This is a genomic window from Haloarchaeobius litoreus (assembly GCF_024495425.1).
In the GTDB taxonomy this organism is placed as follows: domain Archaea; phylum Halobacteriota; class Halobacteria; order Halobacteriales; family Natrialbaceae; genus Haloarchaeobius; species Haloarchaeobius litoreus.
The window spans coordinates 433,097-450,562 of sequence record NZ_JANHJR010000004.1 but is presented as its reverse complement, the minus strand read 5'-3'; the positions used below and the strand labels follow the sequence as shown (position 1 = coordinate 450,562).

21 protein-coding genes and 1 pseudogene are annotated in these 17,466 nt (G+C 62.7%); 10 read left to right on the top strand and 12 right to left on the bottom strand.

What is annotated here, in order from left to right; all coding sequences use genetic code 11:
- The first annotated feature begins 281 nt into the window (after positions 1 to 281).
- From NOW55_RS19890 to NOW55_RS19875, 4 genes are all read left to right on the top strand, one after another.
- Positions 282 to 545: a hypothetical protein gene (locus NOW55_RS19890; protein WP_256401870.1), complete on the top strand. Its 264-nt coding sequence runs from the start codon at positions 282 to 284 to the stop codon at positions 543 to 545.
- 24 nt (positions 546 to 569) lie between these two features.
- Positions 570 to 779, top strand: a complete 210-nt coding sequence (locus NOW55_RS19885) for a HalOD1 output domain-containing protein (RefSeq protein WP_256401869.1) — start codon at positions 570 to 572, stop codon at positions 777 to 779.
- Positions 780 to 950: 171 nt separating this feature from the next.
- Positions 951 to 1,505: a DUF1684 domain-containing protein gene (locus NOW55_RS19880; protein WP_256401868.1), complete on the top strand. Its 555-nt coding sequence runs from the start codon at positions 951 to 953 to the stop codon at positions 1,503 to 1,505.
- A gap of 86 nt (positions 1,506 to 1,591) precedes the next feature.
- Positions 1,592 to 2,068 (top strand): DUF6653 family protein, encoded by a 477-nt coding sequence (locus tag NOW55_RS19875; protein WP_256401867.1) that lies wholly within the window; start codon positions 1,592 to 1,594, stop codon positions 2,066 to 2,068.
- On the opposite strand, the gene NOW55_RS19870 is transcribed toward NOW55_RS19875, so the two are convergent.
- Positions 2,065 to 2,694 carry a class I SAM-dependent methyltransferase gene (locus NOW55_RS19870; protein ID WP_256401866.1) on the bottom strand — a complete coding sequence of 210 codons (630 nt, stop codon included), beginning with the start codon at positions 2,692 to 2,694 and terminating at the stop codon, positions 2,065 to 2,067. The two genes, NOW55_RS19875 and NOW55_RS19870, sit on opposite strands and share 4 nt — an antisense overlap.
- 77 nt (positions 2,695 to 2,771) lie before the next feature.
- Between NOW55_RS19870 and NOW55_RS19865 the strand changes: the two genes are divergently transcribed.
- Positions 2,772 to 3,110 carry a cupin domain-containing protein gene (locus NOW55_RS19865; RefSeq protein ID WP_256401865.1) on the top strand — a complete coding sequence of 113 codons (339 nt, stop codon included), beginning with the start codon at positions 2,772 to 2,774 and terminating at the stop codon, positions 3,108 to 3,110.
- A gap of 34 nt (positions 3,111 to 3,144) precedes the next feature.
- Here the strand turns inward: NOW55_RS19865 and NOW55_RS19860 are convergent, their stop codons facing one another.
- A complete protein-coding gene (locus tag NOW55_RS19860; protein ID WP_256401864.1) occupies positions 3,145 to 3,915 on the bottom strand; it encodes a pirin family protein in 771 nt (256 codons plus the stop codon).
- 155 nt (positions 3,916 to 4,070) lie between these two features.
- Between NOW55_RS19860 and NOW55_RS19855 the strand changes: the two genes are divergently transcribed.
- Complete coding sequence (locus tag NOW55_RS19855) at positions 4,071 to 4,340, top strand: helix-turn-helix domain-containing protein (RefSeq protein WP_256401863.1); 270 nt, start codon at positions 4,071 to 4,073, stop codon at positions 4,338 to 4,340.
- Positions 4,341 to 4,420: 80 nt separating this feature from the next.
- A pseudogene (locus NOW55_RS19850) lies at positions 4,421 to 4,505 on the top strand (short-chain dehydrogenase); the annotation flags it as partial.
- On the opposite strand, the gene NOW55_RS19845 reads toward NOW55_RS19850, so the two are convergent.
- Positions 4,501 to 5,754: an RNA-guided endonuclease InsQ/TnpB family protein gene (locus NOW55_RS19845; RefSeq protein ID WP_256401862.1), complete on the bottom strand. Its 1,254-nt coding sequence runs from the start codon at positions 5,752 to 5,754 to the stop codon at positions 4,501 to 4,503. The pseudogene NOW55_RS19850 and the gene NOW55_RS19845 overlap by 5 nt on opposite strands.
- Before the next feature lie 130 nt (positions 5,755 to 5,884).
- Between NOW55_RS19845 and NOW55_RS19840 the strand changes: the two genes are divergently transcribed.
- Positions 5,885 to 6,535: an SDR family NAD(P)-dependent oxidoreductase gene (locus NOW55_RS19840; protein WP_256401861.1), complete on the top strand. Its 651-nt coding sequence runs from the start codon at positions 5,885 to 5,887 to the stop codon at positions 6,533 to 6,535.
- Positions 6,536 to 6,571: 36 nt separating this feature from the next.
- On the opposite strand, the gene NOW55_RS19835 is transcribed toward NOW55_RS19840, so the two are convergent.
- From NOW55_RS19835 to NOW55_RS19820, 4 genes are all read right to left on the bottom strand, one after another.
- Positions 6,572 to 7,546, bottom strand: a complete 975-nt coding sequence (locus tag NOW55_RS19835) for a transcription initiation factor IIB (RefSeq protein WP_256401860.1) — start codon at positions 7,544 to 7,546, stop codon at positions 6,572 to 6,574.
- A 345-nt stretch (positions 7,547 to 7,891) separates the two neighbouring features.
- Positions 7,892 to 9,331, bottom strand: a complete 1,440-nt coding sequence (locus NOW55_RS19830) for a pyridoxal phosphate-dependent decarboxylase family protein (protein WP_256401859.1) — start codon at positions 9,329 to 9,331, stop codon at positions 7,892 to 7,894.
- A 440-nt stretch (positions 9,332 to 9,771) separates the two neighbouring features.
- Positions 9,772 to 10,737 carry a diacylglycerol/lipid kinase family protein gene (locus NOW55_RS19825; RefSeq protein WP_256401858.1) on the bottom strand — a complete coding sequence of 322 codons (966 nt, stop codon included), beginning with the start codon at positions 10,735 to 10,737 and terminating at the stop codon, positions 9,772 to 9,774.
- Positions 10,730 to 11,452 (bottom strand): DUF2270 domain-containing protein, encoded by a 723-nt coding sequence (locus NOW55_RS19820; protein WP_256401857.1) that lies wholly within the window; start codon positions 11,450 to 11,452, stop codon positions 10,730 to 10,732. The genes NOW55_RS19825 and NOW55_RS19820 overlap by 8 nt, the downstream gene beginning before the upstream one ends.
- A 254-nt stretch (positions 11,453 to 11,706) precedes the next feature.
- Here NOW55_RS19820 and NOW55_RS19815 point away from each other — a divergent pair, with 254 nt between their 5' ends.
- Both NOW55_RS19815 and NOW55_RS19810 read left to right on the top strand, forming a co-directional pair.
- The gene (locus NOW55_RS19815) at positions 11,707 to 11,925 is read left to right on the top strand and encodes a DUF1328 domain-containing protein (RefSeq protein ID WP_256401856.1); all 219 of its coding nucleotides are present in this window, start codon (positions 11,707 to 11,709) and stop codon (positions 11,923 to 11,925) included.
- Between the two features lie 150 nt (positions 11,926 to 12,075).
- A complete protein-coding gene (locus NOW55_RS19810; RefSeq protein ID WP_256401855.1) occupies positions 12,076 to 12,255 on the top strand; it encodes a hypothetical protein in 180 nt (59 codons plus the stop codon).
- 212 nt (positions 12,256 to 12,467) lie between these two features.
- On the opposite strand, the gene NOW55_RS19805 is transcribed toward NOW55_RS19810, so the two are convergent.
- The 5 genes from NOW55_RS19805 to NOW55_RS19785 all read right to left on the bottom strand — a co-directional run bounded on the left by NOW55_RS19805 (position 12,468) and on the right by NOW55_RS19785 (position 17,364).
- Complete coding sequence (locus tag NOW55_RS19805; RefSeq protein ID WP_256401854.1) at positions 12,468 to 13,106, bottom strand: DUF2238 domain-containing protein; 639 nt, start codon at positions 13,104 to 13,106, stop codon at positions 12,468 to 12,470.
- Complete coding sequence (locus NOW55_RS19800; RefSeq protein WP_256401853.1) at positions 13,103 to 13,663, bottom strand: hypothetical protein; 561 nt, start codon at positions 13,661 to 13,663, stop codon at positions 13,103 to 13,105. The genes NOW55_RS19805 and NOW55_RS19800 overlap by 4 nt, the downstream gene beginning before the upstream one ends.
- 469 nt (positions 13,664 to 14,132) lie before the next feature.
- Entirely contained in the window at positions 14,133 to 15,119 is a 987-nt protein-coding gene (locus tag NOW55_RS19795) for a DUF7972 family membrane protein (protein WP_256401852.1), read from the bottom strand.
- 175 nt (positions 15,120 to 15,294) lie between these two features.
- Positions 15,295 to 16,584 (bottom strand): zinc metalloprotease, encoded by a 1,290-nt coding sequence (locus tag NOW55_RS19790; protein ID WP_256401851.1) that lies wholly within the window; start codon positions 16,582 to 16,584, stop codon positions 15,295 to 15,297.
- A gap of 30 nt (positions 16,585 to 16,614) precedes the next feature.
- Entirely contained in the window at positions 16,615 to 17,364 is a 750-nt protein-coding gene (locus NOW55_RS19785; protein ID WP_256401850.1) for a GNAT family N-acetyltransferase, read from the bottom strand.
- Positions 17,365 to 17,466: the final 102 nt, after the last annotated feature.

Here is a 17,466-nt window from a genome sequence, read left to right as displayed (position 1 = left end):
TGTGAGCGTTCGCCCGCCGAGACCATAAAGTATTGTGCTAACACCACAATTTTGTTCGGCGCGGGAGTACCCGTCGAACGGTGCGTCCCCACCGATGGGCGTCAACACGTACCAAGGCTTTTCGAGGAATGAAGTCGGTCGTCCCGAACGTGTCCAGCACATTCTCAGCGAACGACAGCGGGACAGATACCTGGAACCAGTTGTACGAGTCACTGGCCACCCAGCCTCGTCAGATGATCATCTTCTCACTGATGAAGGAACCGGAGGACTAGCGGCTACCGTTGCCCGATGCCGCATGGTCGGCGTCCCACGAGCTCGATACCGAGGACCTGACCGTTCGACTACGGCATCTGCATCTCCCGAAGCTCGCCGAGGCAGGGTACATCCGCTGGGAGAGCGACCCGTTCACCGTCAGCCGCGGCCCCCACTTCGCGGAACCGGCGCTGGTCCTCGACAGGATGACCGAATCGGAGACCAGATTACCGCGCCGGCTGCGCGACGAGTGTGCCGTCATCGGGGAGGTGACCGAGAATGCCTCGGACTGATCTCTTCGCCGGGGTCGTCGAGCGGTGGCCGCGGCCGACGTGGTCGCGATGGCGGACATCCCCCAGCTCCACGACTACATCGACCCCGAGATACTGGCCAAGCTGGGTGCCCAGGAGAAGAAGGGGTGCTGTCGCGTGACGTTCCAGTTCGCCGACCCGCAGGGCACGGTCACGCAGGACTCGGTGATCTTCGTCGACGGGGAACGCTACCGGCCGGAAAACGTCGTGAACTGACCGCAGGGCGACCGACACCGTCGGCTGGGTCGCTGCCCGGGAACCCTTCCGACCTGCATCGGCCTCGAATGGTGCCGTTCCGAGGCGGTCGAACCGTTCGATGGCACAACGATATTGTATGTCCTACACAATGCTCAAGTGGCCAGCGCGAGAACTTCATAACCAGGACAGATGACGAACCAGAACACACAGCAGTGGGCGGAGGCGGTCGAGGCCCAGCGAGAGCGGAAGGACGAGTATTTCGGGGAGGACCCGCACTCGCCGTTGCCGCCAGATGTGCGCGAGGGGTTCGACGGGCTCGACTACTACGAGATTGACCCCGACTACCGGTTCGTGGTCGAACTCGATACGTACGCCGAGCCCGAGCCGGTCGTCGTCGGCACCAGCACCGACGGCGAGCAGGAGTACCTCGCCTGGGGCGAGTTCACGGTGGAAATCTCGGACGAGGAGGTGACCATAACGGCGTACAAGAGCGACCCTGAGGAGGACCGTCTCTGGGTCCCCTTCCGTGACGAGACGAGCGGCGACGAGACGTACGGTGCCGGCCGCTACCTCGACCTCGAACCCGACAGCCACCGGACCGACGACGGGCGGTGGATCCTCGACTTCAACGAGGCGTACAACCCCACCTGCGCGTACTCCGACCGGTACGAGTGTCCGCTGCCCCCGATGGAGAACTGGCTCGACGTGCCCGTCGAAGCCGGTGAGCGCTCGTTCGAGCAGTGACCCCACGGAGCACTCACAGGATTGCAAGGAGGAAGCCCATGGCTTCAGCCGTGGGAGAAATCCCACAGTCCGTCCTAGATTTGGGTATGTCGTCGGCGCTCGAACGTGCCGAGGAGGCCCTCTGGTCCAGGCACTCGAACCCGAAGAGCGGCTGGACGCGGCTCCCGACCGGGGCCGTCATCGTCTACGCCGTCTACCGACGTGATTGGCGACTCCTCATCGCGGGACTGCTCTGGGCGGCGGTCAACCCCTTCGTGTTCTCGCCACCCGAGACGGACGACGCCTGGATGACCCGCGTCGTGCTCGCCGAGCGCTGGTGGGTCCGCGAGGTGGAGAACGGGACGATGGGAGCCACCTACCCGAACATCTGCAACTCACTCGGCGCGATATCGTTCGGGTACGCGCTCCTCGCAGCCTGGCGACGACGTCCGGTAGCGACCGCGGTCGCGACGGTGCTGGGGATGGGGTTGAAACTCTGGTGGGTCGGCGTGCTGGTCCGGCGCTACGATACGGTTCGGGGATCGACCCTCGACGCTGCTGCTGATCGGGTGCACGACCGCTAAGGGGTCGCCTTGATCCCGACGAACGAGCCCTCACCGTAGCCCTCTTCGACCGGGTCCGGCTCCTCGATGTCGCCCGGCCAGTGGAAGATGGTCTGGACGAACTCGAACCCGGAGAACCCCGCGGCTTCGAGCGCCGCGACGAGCTCGTCGGTCGAGACGAAGACGGCGTCCCTGTAGAACGGGTTCTCAGACTGTTTCTCCTGATAGATCCGGCCGACGGGGCTGTCTTTGTCGATGTATCCGATGACGAGCGAGCCGTCCGGCCGCAGGACGCGTCGCGCCTCGCTCAGGGTCTCTGGGATATCGTCGACGAAGCAGATGGTCGTGACGAGCAGTGCGGTATCGAAACTGGCGTCGCGGAACGGCAAGTCCTCGGCGACGCCCCTGACCACGTCGACGCCTCGCTCGCGGGCCCGAGCCAACATCTCCTCCGCCGGGTCCAGCCCGATTCGCATCCCCAGTGGCGCGGCGAATCGGGCACTGCCGACGCCGATCTCCAGGCCGAATCCCGGCTCGGGAAGCAGTTGTTGAAGCGCCGCTATCTCGGTGCGATAGGCGGCTTCGTTCTCCTCGAACCACGCTTCGTATCGGTCGGTGTGGCGTTCGAAGGGTGCAGATTTCGGCATACGTGGATTTCGTCGTCCTGGAACATACCGCTACGGGGGCCTGCAGCTATTTGGTCGCTCCCACCGAGGGGTCTGACATGGAAATCGTTCCCGAATCCGACGTCGAAGCCGTCGAGGCGGTCGACGGCGCACACCTGAAGCTCCTGGCTGGCGGCGAGAACATGAACGTCCAGCACTTCAGCATCGACCCCGGTGCGACGGTCCCCGAGCACAGTCACCCACACGAGCAGACGGGGTTCATCCTCGAGGGAGCCCTCACGTTCGTCGTCGACGGCGAGACCCGCGTCGTCGAGGCGGGTGACTCGTACGTCCTGCCGGGCGGTGAAGCCCACGGCGCGGAGAATCGTGGTGACGTGCCGGCCGTCGGACTCGACATCTTCAGTCCGCCCCGGGACGACCCGGACTGGATGGATTGAGTCGGAGACGCTCTGGCCTCGCTGCTGTGCCGACCTAGCGGCCGATGGTCCCCTGGCGGGTGACCGGCGCGTCGGGATCGATGCAGAACGCGACGAGTATCGACCGCTCAGTCGCGGTGACGGACACGTCCTCACCGCCGATCACGAGTGCACTCTCCGTGTGGCCGAGGTTCGCGTCCCCGTCACCGACCGTCACCGCCCCCTCGAACACGTAGAGGTAGGTGTCCCACCCGGGCTCGAACGGCAGCGTGGTGGTCGCACCCGCGTCGAGCCGACAGTCGTAGAACTGGACCTCGTTCCGGACCCAGAGCGGTGCCTCACCGTCCTCCGGTCCGAACAGGTACCGCCACTCGTTGGGGGCCGACTCCGGAATCGGCTCGTGCTGGATGTCGGGGGCGAGGTCGAGGCTGTGCGGGCGGACGAAGATCTGGAGCATCCGCAGTGGTGGGTCGTCCGGAAGCGTCTCCTCGGCGTGCCAGAAGCCGCTGCCAGCGTTCATCACCATGAGGTGCTCGGCGTCCGTGACCAGTTCGTTTCCCTGCCGGTCGTCGTGGCGCATGACGCCGTCAGGGACCCAGGAGATTATCTCCTCGTTGCGGTGCTGGTGCATCCGGATGAGCGTTCCAGGGTCCATGAACGATTCGACGACGGTCGCAAGCGGACCGTAGCCGTGGTCGTCGTGGTCCGGGACCGCGCGCCCCGGGAAGTCGAAGTGGATTCTGAATTTCCCCTGGTTCTGGGAGACATCGGTGCGTGGAGCCGCGAAGATCCGTGGCTCGGCTGTCGGCGACGCTGAGTCGTCCATTGGATACAATGTAGGGGTGCCACCTGCATATGGGTTCGTCTGGCGGAGTGTCACCCGCGCTTCGAGTGGTGTCGTGAAACCACCAGTCCGGTCGTGCGGGGCCGACACACACGCGGTTCGCCGTTAAGAGGCCTCCCCGACCATCTTGCGTATCGATGTCCCGGAGTATCTCCCGTTCGTCGGCCGAGCAGGATACCGACCTGCTGGATCTGCCACCGAGTGCGAAGCTCGTCGCGAAGACGCTGGAATACGAGGGTGACGCTACGCAGTCCCAGCTCGCGGAGTCGACACTACTGCCGGTCCGAACCGTTCGGGACGCCCTATCTCGACTGGAGAAGAGCGGTATCGTCAGGTCCCGCATCTCGTTCCAGGACGCGCGACAACGTATCTACTCGCTCGACGGAAGCGAACCGAGCACCGAGTAGCCGTCGTCGGCAGCCGCACCGTTCGCGATTGTCATCTCGTTCGCCACCACGGTTTTGCAACAGAGCCCCCAACAACGAGTATGGCACGAACAGCCGTTATCGCGGGCGTCGGACCGGGACTCGGTGAGTCACTCGCACGCAAGTTCGCATCCGAGGGCTGTCATCGACCCACGACTGAAGTCGTGGGCTTGTCCGTGGACTCCCGGTCTGCCGACGAACCGTCGGAGGCGGTGTACTCGCCATTCCCATTCACCATCCCGGACTTGAGGGCGAGATGACCGTCGCCCAACCCAGAGGGACGTTCGCCCTCCGGTAAAGTTAGCAACTTCAATCCGATGTTCTTCGCCGCATTGTAGTCGCCGTCGATCGAATACTCACACTCGTTGCACTCGAACCATCCGTCCGAGGTGCGGTTCGTGCTAGACTGATGTCCACACCGAGAACAGGTCTGCGAGGTAAACGCAGGCGGGATCTGCTCAACACGGATACCGTACTCGCTGGCCTTGTACGCCAGCATCTCTTGGAGTTCGCGGAACGCCCAGTTGTGCAGCTGTCGCTTCACGTGGTCGTTCGGGTTGTCCAGTCGCTCACGGATGTTGGTCAAGCGTTCGACAGCGATGAACGAACAGTCGTGGGCGTCGGCTTCTTCTACGATACGTCGGGAAATCGTGTGCAGGCGATTCAGCACGAAGCGGGTTTCTCGCCCCGACAATCGCCGGAGAACCTGCTTGGCGGAGCGAGTGCCTTTGTGCTGAAGGCTCCGACGCACGCGGAAGAAGTGATTCTGTCCCCACAGTAGTTCGCCACCGTCGTAGAACGACCCCGTACTGGTCACGGCGACGTTCTTCAGGTTCAAATCCACACCCAGTACGGTGTTACCATCCCGTTCTTCGACCGCTTTCTTGATGACGATGTGGAGGTAGAACGCGTCCTCGTCTTCGCGGTAGTGGAGCGTCCCCATCCGCTTTTCGTACTCGCCATCATCGAGGTACGATTTCTGGTAGTCACCGAGAACGTAGTCCACACTGACTCTGCCGTTGATGGTCGAGAGTGTGGCCGACCTATCTTTGAGTGTCAACGTTCGTTTGTCGTAGACGGCAGACGGTTCGGTGAATCGTGGGAGTGGTCGACTGGTACCCTTCTTCCAGTCTGCGACGGTTGACTTCATCGCCTCGACAGCTTTCGAGTACGCTCGGACACAGAGGTCCGCGGGTAGGTCTGTCTCGTCTCGCAAGGTGTGGTACACTCGGTCGTGTATTTTCGACTTGGTAAGGATGAGGGAGCCGTCGTCGTTTCGCCCGTGCTGGACGGTGTAGTTGCAGGCGTGGTTGAACTGGTCGAGGGTCTGATGAAGGTCCTCCTGTCGGTCGTCGGGAACCGAGAGTTTGACCGGAACAGTTCGCTTGACCTCCATCTGGTACTTTACTTGCCCCGTAATATTTTATAAACCTGCGCCCGGCGTGGGGGAGTCTGAGTGCTCTCGCTCGTGGGTTGATTCGAGCCGTGTCGGATTCATCCCACGGCTAAAGCCGTGAGCTTCCTCCTTGCATCTCTGTGAAGTGGCCCTGTTCGCCCGAACGGAGGAGTTCATCGAGGAGTTGGCTGCCGATCTCCCCCGACCGGGCGAGGGTCTCGCGGTCCAGACCGACCTCACCAGCGTCGAGCAGGTCAGAGACGGGTTCGAGACGGTCAGGGAGACGTTCGGCTCGGTCGACGTGCTGGTCAACCACGCGAGTGCCGCGTCGTGGACGGGACTGATGGATTCCAGCGTCGAGGAGTTCGAACGGGCCTGGGCGGTCAACGGGCGAGGCGCGTTCGTGTGCTCTCAGGAGGCCGTCGACGACATGCTCGATAGTGGTGGGGGGACCGTCATCTTCACCGGAGCGACCTCTGCGGTCAGGAGTCTGGGCGGGACCATCGGATTCACCGCTGCGAAGTTCGCCGCTCGTGGGATGGCGATGGACATGGCTCAGGAGTTCGGACCGGACGGGATACACGTGGCGCACGTGGTCATCGACGGCCAGATTGAGAGCCCAGCTGCACGGGAGCGATCCCCGGACCGCGACGGCGACACGTTCCTCGACCCCGACCGGCTGGCGGAGACCTACTGGCACCTCGTCGAACAGGACAACGTCGACACGCAGCCGTTCGAAGTACACGTGACGAACGGGCCCCAGAACACCGAATTCATCTAGCGTGAGGGACCCAGGAGTGAGAGACCGCTCAACTGATCACTGGATGCCCATCGCTTCGATCTGCTCCTGATACCGATTCCGGATCGTGACCTCTGTCACCTGCGCCACGGAAGCCACCTCGCGTTGTGTCTGCTTCTCGTTACAGAGGAGGGACGCGGCATAGATTGCAGCCGCCGCGAACCCTGTCGGTGACTTCCCCGAGAGGAGCCCCTGCTCGGCCGTCACGTCGATTATCTCCTTCGCCTTCATCTCTACCTCCTCGCTCACCCCGAGTTCGGAGCAGAACCGGGGGACGTACTCCTTCGGGTCGACCGGCTCCATCCTGAGGCCGAGTTCCTGCGAGATGTACCGATACGTGCGCCCGATCTCTTTCTGCTCGACCCGGGAGACCTCCGACACCTCCTCGAGGCTCCGCGGAATCCCCTCCTGACGGCAGGCGGCGTAGAGACAGCTCGTCGCCACCCCCTCGATCGACCGTCCACGTATCAGGTCCTCGTTCAGTGCCCGCCGATAGATCACCGACGCGACCTCCCGAACTGACCGAGGGACGCCGAGTGCAGAGGCCATCCGGTCGGTCTCACTGAGCGCGAACTGGAGGTTTCGTTCCCCCGCATCTTTCGTCCGGATGCGTTCCTGCCACTTCCGAAGCCGGTGCATCTGACTCCGCTTCTCCGAGGAGAGCGACCGGCCATAGGCGTCCTTGTCCTTCCAGTCGATCTGGGTCGTCAGCCCCTTGTCGTGCATCGTCTGGGTCGTCGGCGCACCGACCCGACTCTTGCTCTCACGCTCACCGTGGTTGAACGCGCGCCACTCGGGGCCGCGGTCGATTATGTCCTCCTCGATAACCAGCCCACAGTCATCACAGACGAGTTCATCACCTTCCCCGCTGGTGACAAGACTCTCCGACTCGCATTCCGGACAGGACTCCTCCTCCGATTCTTTCGTGTGCTCTTTCGTGTCCGATTCGGTATGGGTCTTCTCCGTCTCCTCCTGCCGGTTCAGACGAGCCATTAAATGTACTACTCATTAGCACCCCAGGCCGCTTATACGTGTTGACGGTTCGAGGGTCGCCGACGCGACTATCCTGGATGTGGGCTGGACGACAACGGGGACGAGAGCGGTGCGTTGAATATCGGCGAACGAGCCCGGAGCAAGTTCGAGAGACCGCTGTCCGAGGCTGGGGCTGTACGGGCACAGCCCGGAACTCAGGTCATCGTCCACCGTGACGACGAGCCTGCGAACCGCTCCGTTCCATGGGCTCACCCCCCAGTGGGGGAACCCCACGGCCTTCGCCGTGGGAGGATGTCGGGAGTGGAATCGAGTCCGCGTCTCGGTCTCGAAGTCACGTCCAGTAGGCTACGGTCCGTCCGCGTCCAGAAACACGTCGACCCCATCGAACAGTCGGTCGAGCGTCGCCTCGTCGGTGAATGGATTCAACAGGACGACCCGGAGCCACCGGGCGTCCCGATAGGTCGGGAGCGAGACGAAGATCTCCTGCTCGGAGAGCAGATACCGCTGGAGCCGCCCGTTCAGGGCGTCCCGTTCGTCCGGTGGACACCAATCGGGCGCGGCACGGAAACAGACCAGGTTCATCTCAGGCTCGCTGGCCAGCTCCAGCGTGTCGTGGTCGGCGACGTGGTCTCGGACCGCGGCCGTCAGGCGGTAGCTCTCGTCGATCAACTGTCCGAGTCCGTCACGGCCGAGATGCTGGAAGGTAAGCCAGAGTTTTAGCACCTCCGCCCGCCGGGTTCCCTGGACGCCCAGCTCGCCGAGGTTCGGAATCGCATCGTCGCCCCGCATGTACGGAGCCCCGATTCGGAACTTCTCCTGCAGGACGTCGGTGTCGGCGAACAGGGCCATCGCGCACGTCTTGGCGACGTAACACCACTTCTGGGGGTTGAACGTCACCGAGTCGGCGGCTTCGATCCCGTCGAGGCGGCCACGCTCAGCCCCGGAGAAGACGAGGGCACCGCCGTAGGCCGCGTCGACGTGGAGCCACAGATCGTGTTCATCAGCGATCTCGCTGACCGCCGGGAGAGGGTCGATGTTCCCGGTCGTGGTCGTGCCGGCGGTCGCGACGACGCAGAAGGGCACGTGACCGTCTCGCTCGGCCTGCTCGACCGCGTGATTCAGCGCGCTCGGCTTCATCCGAGAGTCCGCGTCGGTCTCGACCGCGACGACCGCGTCGGTCCCGAGCCCCAGCACCATCGCGGCTTTCTGCAGGGAGGTGTGTGCCACCTCGGACGTGAACAGCACCGGCTCGCGAGCCAGTCCGGTGAGCCCACCCCCCTGCACATCGAAGGCGTGGTTCCGGGCGACTGACAGGGCGTGCAGGTTCGCGAGCGAACCGCCACTCGCGAGGACTCCGCCAGCGTCGGGCCCGAGGCCGAACTCGCTGGCGATGGTCTCGGTCAACTGGACCTCGAGTTCCGAGAGAACCGGCGACATCTCCACGCTCAGCATGTTGTTGTTGATCGCCGATGCGACGAGGTCACCCAGCACCGACACCGTCGTCGGCATCGTATCCATATGGCCGATGTACCCCGGGTGAGCGGGATTCATCGATCCCGCAACGATCGTCTCGAGGTCGCCGAGAAGGTCGGTCTGGGACCGTGGAGATTCCGGAATCGTCCCCGCAGGGACGGCCGACTCGTCTGGTAGCGGCGACCGGTCTTCCGCCGCCCCGAGCTGTCCGAGGAGCTGATCGAGCACGTCCTCGGCGAGGTGTCGGATGGCTTCGGCGTTTGCCCCACTCGGGTCGATGAACCCCGTTTCGGGCGAGTTGGAACGATTCATGTGTACCGCCTCCCCCTCCAGTGACTTCGAATAGGGGGATTCACTGTGCCGACGTTACCCGCTCGTCCTTCGGGAGAGTGGCACCCGAACCGGGGTCCTGGCCACCAGGGCGAGAACTGAAGGGGGCAACCTGCTGAAAACCGCCTCCGTACCGACGTGGTCTCTCACCACCGTTTCTAATTGATATCCTCTCGCCCACGAGGCCGAGGATAAGCGGTGGGGGCGTTATTTCGAGCAAGACTGACGTCCAGAAACCGCTCCAGACCGGTTCTTGAACGCCTATCCAACCGCGAACCATTTCGCAGAGGCTATCGGGTATACCATCAGGTTTCCCCCTCGACAGGGTGTCACAGCACAGTTCGCATATCCGCAAGTAGACAACGAATGAATCGGTCGGTACAGAGCGCACACCTGTCAAACAGCCCTCGGTCGTTCGGTGCCTACTCTGGGTGTGTGTACTCGTACGTCGACCCCACGCAGACAGTGAGCGACCGCGGTTCCGTATACAACACGAGCTCGTCATGGGTGTTTAGCTCACCATCGAGACTGAACGTGATGGGATCGCTGCCGAGCCCCCGAATCTCCAGTTGGTTCGCCTGAACGTGGAGCACGTGTTCGGTATCACGACCAAATACTCGCTGTGCGGTCGCTTCAGCCAGGATGTCACTCGCAGGCATCTGCTCGATGAGGACGACGTCGAACAGCCCGTCTTCGACGTTGGCCTGCCCACCACGATTGACGAATCGCAGGACGTTCCCGACGAGCACACACAGCGCCTCTCCCGACCACGTCGTCTCCTCGTCGTCCGAGATCGCAGTGAGCTCGATATGGAGTTCATCGAACTCCGTGAGTTCCTGTAGACTGGCGACGACGAACGCCAGCGAGCCGAACCGTTCTTTCAGGTCGCTCGACGCCGCCACGCTGACCTCGGCAGGGAACCCAGCGATACACGACACGAGGAACGGTTCCTCTCCGGCGAACCCGACATCGATTCGTCGTCGCTCACCGTGGTCGAGCAGGTCGAACCCTTCTTCGATGCCTGCGACCCCGATGGTGGTTGCAAAGATGTTCTCCGTTCCCGTCGGAATCACACCGAGGGTCACCGCCCCGAGAGCAGACACCTCTACGAGCCCACGGACGACCTCGTGGAGCGTCCCGTCGCCACCCGCAACAGCCAGTCGTTCGACGTCGTTCGCGGCAGCGTCCTGTGCGAGCTGCACCGCGTGTTCCTCGTGCGTCGTCTCCTGGATCGTGTAGTTCCGTTCATCCGCGTGCCGGCGAACCTCGTCGACGTGGTCTGCCGTTCCACTCGTCGGGTTCAGGATGACCCACTGGTCGTTCCCGTCTGAATGGGGCGGGGCGGGGCTGTCCTGTTCGTCAGGTGCTGGCTCCCCGTTGTCAGCCATCGTCTTTCTCCGCCTCTTTCCACGCCTCTGGATCGCCTTCACGAAACTCTCCTTTCGCATGCCGTTCCCGGGCCCAGAGTACGATCACGAGGGCAGCTATGTAATAGAGAGCAATGGCGACGACGACGATAACGCCAGGGACGACGGCAATGCTGGCAGTCGTCAGTGGGCTCTCGTTCGGCGCGAACGCCGTGATTCGGAACAGCCACGCGACGAGTAACACAGTCAGCAACGGGAGGTACATTCGCCGAAGCCGGTTCGCTGTGGCTTCCAATATCGATACTTTCAGCGTCGGAGTCCGGTAATCTCGACTGAGTTTGCTCCGCCAATCCTCGTGTTCGACCCCCTCCGACGGATCAAGTGCGTCCGCAAGCAAGTTCTGCTGGAAGAGACGCACTCGTGAGCGAAAGACATCGTAGTCACGGTACCGCCGTGCTTCGATAAACAGGAAGAATGAGAGCGCTAGAATACCGACGAGGATGATATAATGTGGATTATCTGGACTGGAAAACGCCCACGTGAGAATCGCAGCCACGACCGTGACCCCCCACGTCGTCGTCTGGTCGAGGCGTGATCGCCATGTCGTCTCCCGGTCCAACTCTCCGCGATAGGCATCACCCAGTATCGAGATCATCTCCGTGCTATGATCGGCGATCTCCCGGCCAAGTTTGGCTTCCTCTGCCAGTTCCGAGTCGTCTGGCTTTTCATCGGCCATACAGGGAGGTACGGTACCAGCAGTGAAAGCACTTCCACGCTCTGGCTCACTGTGAACCGCGTCGGTGGCGGACCCCGAGGCACTCGCCTCGGTCATCTGAAAAGCTTCGGCATAGTTGAAACCCTCTCTCGGTCACGCGAATTGCGGAGAAGCGAGACTCTCCCTGTCACACGGAGTGAATCCTCCTGTTACTCGATAGCACGATGAGAGTGAATACGTTGCGGATTTAAATGTACGGGAGGCGTAGGTGAGCTATGTTACCATCACCCAGTGTTCTGGATAGTGCCGTCTCGGTCCAGCCGGTGCCGTTGCAGTTCGGTGGAGGATTCATCGAGCTTGCAATCCTCTTTTTGATACTCGCGGTCGTCGCAGCGGTGCTCGGTGCCCGGGGAGTCGCCGGGCTCAGTATGGATATCGCAAAATGGCTCGTCATCATCTTCGTCATCCTCGCCATCGTCACGTTCATTCTGTAGACTCGGAACGATGCCCGCCGAGTTCGTTCGAGATTGCGGCCGATGGGAGACGTGATGGCCCCGTCGGGTTCTGATTGCTGTTCGCGCACCCGGCGTGGTTCGTCTGGAACGACAGGCTAGCGATAAACACCGTGAACACGTATATCAACTATGGCATATCAGACGACGATCGGCTGGTCGCTTCTGTCGTCGGGCATCGTAACCATCATTCTATGGTATATTCCCGGAGACTCGCTCTGGTGGGGAGTCGGCCTCCTCATCCTTGGACTCATCGTGCTGTACATCCGCCGTAACGATCTCGAGGAGGCCCTCTCCGCACTGACCGGGTGATGGTTCTCCTCGGTACAGCGGTTCCCAGTAGTGGTACTCCGAAGTGACCCCGACAGCCTCAGTAGGTAGCGTTCGCCAGTCGGCTTAGAGTGGGGTGTACCGTTCTATGACAGCCTCCAATTCGTCCGGTGCCCGGAACCGACTCGCGGCGTACTGCCGAGAAGCCCTGCGAACTCCTCCTGCTCCATCCATCTCCCGCCTCTCCCGTGGACTCAGGTGTTATCGGAGCCGAACCGACGCCGGAAGAATCCCGAAAGCGAGTCGAAGTACCCGGAGGCACCGGCGGCCACGATCAGTCCGCCGACTGTGTTGAACACCATGTCCGTGACGATGTCGTCGACCCCATAGACGACCAGCGGTGCTTCGATACCGAGTACCTGCGATAGCTGGCCGGTCGAGAACTCGAGCAGCTCCCAGACGACGGAGACAGCGAGGACGAACACGACGATGAACACGGGCCTGACGCTGGCCGGGACGTGGAGCTCATCCGAGTGCTGCTCGAACCCACGGAAGACCGCGTATCCCAGCCCGGCGACCACGATCGCTGAGACCGTGTGTGTCACGCTGTCGAACCAGGAGAACCACGTGTACGGGCCGAGCGACCCGACGCTGTGAAGACTGACGGCGATGGTAATCCACAGGACCAGCGCGGGACTCATCGTGTAATCGTACTCCCGGCGGATCGCGGCCGGGATCAACGTGAGCGCCAGACCGAACGCGCCGTTGACAGCCATCCCGGGGCGGAGCGTGACTAACCCGACGATGCAGATACCCACCAGCACGAACTGCAGCAGTCGGGTCAGCAGGCGTTGCCTCCGCGCCGAGAGGCCGATGGTCTCGGCGACGGTCATGATGACTCCTCCGGGACGACCGGTTGGTGACGTGAACCGACGTGTTCGATACGGTCGAAGTACCACAAGAAGAGCAGCCCCATGACGAGGCTGACGACCATGACGGCGACGAGGTCCCACTGTAGTTCCGCCTGCGAGAGGATGAACGAGGTGCCGAACCACTGGTCCGAATAGTAGCCTGCGATCGTCCACCACGACTGGAACGCGATAGTCGTCATAACGGAGAACAGCACTGCGAAGCGACGACTCATCTCTACGTCGGTGAACGAGTCGAGCTCGACGACAGCCGCGAGCGCGACGGAGGCGATGGCGACGTACCCGGAAACCTCCGGGGCGACGCCGAACGTCCGCGCGGTCACTCCGACGGCGACGACCAGCGCGAGTGGCCACGGGAGCATCACCCGCCAGTCCCGTCGCAGTACCGCCGGAACCACGAGGATTCCGGCAGCGATGAGTGCGAGAAAACCCCCGAGAAGCGACGCCAGAAGGAGGCTGACGGCGGCGATGAGGATGACGACCCCGACGAAGGCCCACCCAAGCACTGCGTTCGTCGTCACGTTTCGAGCGAGCGAGTGTGTGATAGCCATAATTCTACGTCGTCAGACGAAACTCGGTCGCCGCCGTGTGCGTGTGTCTCCGGATGTTCGTCCCGTCATGATTCCTCAGTCCGCGGCCAGATATCCACGGGTCGCGCACGCAGTCGCCCCGCGGGAGTACCTGGCTGCGGTCACGACGATATCAGACACACCCCCACCCTCGGCATCGACTGCCCATGCTGCCGGACGCCGGTCAGGAGCGGAGTGGGTCGCCTGTACAGACTAACCTTCGGTCCGGAAGGGTAAACCTCTGTTTCCACCTCCAGATATGTGATAGTTTGAACAGTTCTTCCGTGGAGATTCGACGGTGGGTGTCCGCAGGGCCAGTTGGCGGACGTGCTCGCGACGGGAGGAACACCGCCTGCGGCGGTCGGGCCACCCTCCCCCGTCGTCTGGGTAGCCATCCACAGCGAGGGGGTCCCGATGCTCGCTACTTCAGCGAGAAGATTCCACCCGACGCAGTCAGTCGCGCGACGGTCGAGAGTCGGAGCATATACGCGGTCAACACGAGATAGGGTGCGACCGAGACCGTGAACGCGACGGCCATGAACGTCTGTAGCGATGGGATACCCAGGATCTGGGTGTCGGGGAGGACCTCTCCGTTGATCGCGATGATCGCGGAGGCGTTGAACAGGATGGCCGGGAGCGCGACGACCAGCAGTGTCCGGGACAGCTGTGACACCTCCTTCGTATAGTATAGGGTTTTGAAATACTCCTTCCCGATGGCGAACAGTTCGAACGCCTTGATGAGGTCTTCGAAGGAGTCTGACGAGGCCTCACCGGACGCACCAAGCGTTCGCGACCGTTCGATGTGCGAACCGTAGTCGAACTCGATTCCTTTCCAGAGGACGGCGAACTCCGCGCCGGAGGTCTCCTCGACTGCACCGAGCTGTTCGGCGGCGTTTGAGACCGAAGTCACGTACTCGTCGATATCGTCGACGAGTTCCTCTTCGACACCGTCCAGATCGCTCGTGAGCACCTGCGCACGAGCACTGATGGTTCGGGACATGACCTTGAGAAACGACGAGGGTTCGGACGGGTCTTCCCCCTCCTCGGTCAGTTCGCTGAGGCTCCGACGGAACTCTATCGCGCCCTGAATCCGGTCCTCCTGGTTTTCGACGGAGGTCATGTCGTGTGAGAGGACTATCGAGTTGATCGAGACGACGATGGAGACCAGGAGGATCATCCCGCTCAGGAACGTATTGAGGATCGTCTGGACGGTCGAGGTGTCCGTCAGTAGTGTCTGCATCTCGAAGGTCCAGAACGTCGAGATGAGCATAAAAGTCATGAAGACCCCCGTGAGCAACGCACCCGTCACCGCCAGCCGGTCCGCATCGAGCAGTACCCACTGTTTCAGGTTGAACCCAGTGGCCCAGTTCGGGACCGGAAACCAACCTCGCCACCGAGAGAGCCTCATGACACGGTTCCCTGCGCAGCAGTACTGAGGGGACCTGCTCGTAATCGAGCACTCATACGTACGATAGACGCCTCACAGAGGCAAAATACTGTGGGTGTGAATGACTCGGTGGCCCCACCTCGACGTGAGACGGGTCACGCTCCGCACCAGTCACTCACGCGATGTCGTCGACAGCCTACGGCCTGTCACGGAAGAGCGCGAGATGCCGGAGTGCCATCCGATTTTCGGCACCACCGGCGAGCGCGCCCGACAGCACACCGAGGGTACTGATGAACACCCCAACACGGACAAGGTCGACGAGCCCGACGGTGGGATCTTCGAGGCTCGGCCAGTTCGTCATCAGGTTCGGCGGGAAGACGGCGAGTTCGATCAGGAGCATGATCGACCCGACGATGAGGAAGAGTCCCGTCATCGCCACGACGAGGATGAGAAACACGGTCACGTTCACCAGTGCCATGTGTTCGGTGAACACCTGGCTGTGTTCTCGTGGGAACGTCAGGCGCTGCACGTACAGGAGATGGAGTGCAGCAGCGATGATACTCCCTATCGCGAAGAGCGCGGCGATGCGGTTGGTCAGGTTCAGCCCGACGTCCCACGCCTCGGCACTGAACACGAGGATCAGTGTCGGCGTCACGGCGGCCGTCGAGAGGCGCGGAAGCGAGAACGGGAGCAGCGGTGCGCGACTCTGCAGCAGTGTCGCGGCGACGATACCCGGATTCCGCACGAGGCTCACCGCGTGAAACACCAGCCGTCGAAGCCACCCTCGCGAGACGTCCGCCTGGGGGATGCGGCTCGCGATCCCTTCGAGATGTTCCGTGACGTCCGCATCGAACGGCGGGACGCTCCGTCGGGACGGGTCGAACGAGAACGGAGCCATCACCCCGCCATCACTGTGGTCCGCACGAAACACGTGCCCCAGGAGGTGAACGAGGAGAGTCGCAGCGTTCCAGCGGACGGCCGGTGAGTCGATCTCCCGGACCGCCGCCCGGTCGTGAGTCCGCAGGAGTCGTTGCGTGGAGACGACGACGACGCGGGCGAGCGGGGAAGCGAGTCCCTCGACGGTTCGCTCATCCCGCGTGGTGAGTGGCACGTCGGTCACGACGACGACCAGGTCGTACGGGCGTTTCGTCATGTGAAGCGCGGCTTCATCGAGGAACTCGGACGGCCGTCGCGGAGCACGGTCGGTGAGCGGGTCCGGTTCGACACAATGCACCCGCCACGCTGCGTCCGTGACTGCCGCCAACTCGTCGACACCGTCACGGGCCATCCGCTCGGCGAACGACCGGAGCGGCTCGACAGCTCCACCAGGTGAGTGCGCGACGAGGACTCCCACGTCAATCCGTGACTCGGCCTCATCGTCGGGCCAATCGTAGACAGCCGGCTCGTCTGGCTGGTCCGCTTCATCGCCCGCAGCTACCACACCGCCTGAGGAGTTCCGGTCGGCGTCGGAGGGGGCGTTTGTCATCGTCTGAATGTCAACTCGTGCCGGGCAGTCTCAAAGATACGCGTCGTCCCACTCGTCGGCCAGGTGTGAGTTGCCACAGTCCCCACACTCGAGCCTGTCCTGTCCGTCGGCGGAGACGTTCGTACTGCCGCACTGTGAACAGAAGTACCCGTACGCGTCCTGCTCACCCTCCGCAGCGTACACCGTGAAGAACGGGGCCTCCCTACCGGGAACGCTATCGTCACGGTCGACGGGCCGGGAAACTCCGTCGACGGTGACTGACTCGGGGATCGGGACGGCGGGTTCGGTCAACGTCTCCGACCCCTGTCCCTCGGCGAACATGGTGACACCGAACTCCTCCCCACCGAGCAGTATCTGGTCGTGGTCGGTCTCCTTGAGGCCGAACCCCTTGAGGAACTCGCCGCCCTCGACGGCATCCTCGAGGACAGACGCCGCGATCGGCTTCTCGACGAACTCTTCGCGAACGCGACCGAGCAGCGCCGTGGCGATGCCCCTGCCCCGCGCCTCCGGGTCCACGTGGAGCCACCGGATCGTCGCTCGTGTTCCGACCTCGACGGTGATGAACCCGTAGACAGCCTCCGTGCCGTCGATCGTCTCGTCGACGACGAGCACCGTCGTATCGGGATCGTCGAGCAGGTCGTCCAGCGACGCGTCGTCGAACTCCTGCTCGAGTATCGACTCGATCTGCTGTGGGCTGAGCGAGTACGACGATTGCAGAGAGTCGCGTGTGATCGCTCTGATACGGTCCCGGTCGTCCGACTCCGCAGGGCGAACTTCCATGCGATAAGTTATCGTCGAACATGTATAAGTCGTCGCCTGGTCCATTTCGCCGCGGGAGGCACGTGCCATCATCGAACCCGGACCCGTGCCCTGTTCGACCAC